The 817-nt window shown below is 73.4% G+C and carries 2 protein-coding genes; both read right to left on the reverse strand.

Translation table 11 applies throughout. The annotated features are described in order from the left end of the window. Positions 1 to 28: 28 nt before the first annotated feature. Positions 29 to 499 (reverse strand): heat shock protein transcriptional repressor HspR, encoded by a 471-nt coding sequence (locus KUM32_RS39310; RefSeq protein WP_187062817.1) that lies wholly within the window; start codon positions 497 to 499, stop codon positions 29 to 31. Between the two features lies 1 nt (position 500). Further along, positions 501 to 817, reverse strand: a 317-nt coding sequence (locus KUM32_RS39315) for a DnaJ C-terminal domain-containing protein (protein ID WP_302185251.1), incomplete at its 5' end; no start/stop codon positions are given.

An 817-nucleotide genomic window follows, 5' to 3' on the forward strand; every position in this document is an offset into this window, starting at 1 on the left:
GTCCACTACCGGGCACGCGCGGGTGCGGCTAGTCCTGCCCAGGCCTGCGGGGCCGCCACACCACCAGGGCGCTGGTCTGCTGCACCTGGTCGTAGGGGACCAGGTCGCGGCGGTACGAGGCGTGTACGGCGGCCTCGCGCTGCCGCATCGCCGTCGCCGCGCCCTCCACCGCCTGCTGGAGTTCGGCGACCCGCTGCTGGAGCGCGGCCACCTGGTTCTCCAGCTCGATGATGCGCTTGATGCCGGCGAGGTTGATGCCCTCGTCCTGGCTGAGCGCCTGCACCTGGCGCAGCAGGCTGATGTCGCGGGCGGAGTAGCGGCGCCCGCGCCCCGCCGTGCGGTCGGGGGAGACCAGGCCGAGGCGGTCGTACTGGCGCAGGGTCTGCGGGTGCAGGCCGGAGAGCTGAGCGGCGACCGAGATGACGTACACCGGTGAGTCGTCGGTCAGCTCGTAGGGGTTGCGGCTGCCGCCGCCTGGGCGTGCGCCTCGGCCGTCCATCTCATTCTCCCTTCGCGGCCTGGAACAGCTCGGCCCGCGGGTCCTCGTCCGCCGTGGCCTCGCGGTAGGTCTCCAGCGCCTCCCGCGCCTTGTCGTTCAGCTCCGTCGGCACGGCCACCTCTATGGTGACCAGCAGGTCGCCCCGGGTGCCGTCCTTGCGGACCGCGCCCTTGCCACGGGCGCGCATGGTGCGCCCGCTCGGGGTGCCCGCCGGCAGCTTGAGGGTGACCGGAGGGCCGCCCAGGGTCGGAACCCTGATCTCGCCGCCGAGGGCCGCCTCGTCGAAGGTGACGGGGACCGTCACGGTCAGGTTGTCGC

The organism is Streptomyces sp. AC627_RSS907 (assembly GCF_019049165.1).

Excerpts from the sequence above, each read along its gene's own strand:
- KUM32_RS39310 (WP_187062817.1), bottom strand. The coding sequence starts at position 499 with ATGGACGGCCGAGGCGCACGCCCAGGCGGCGGCAGCCGCAACCCCTAC.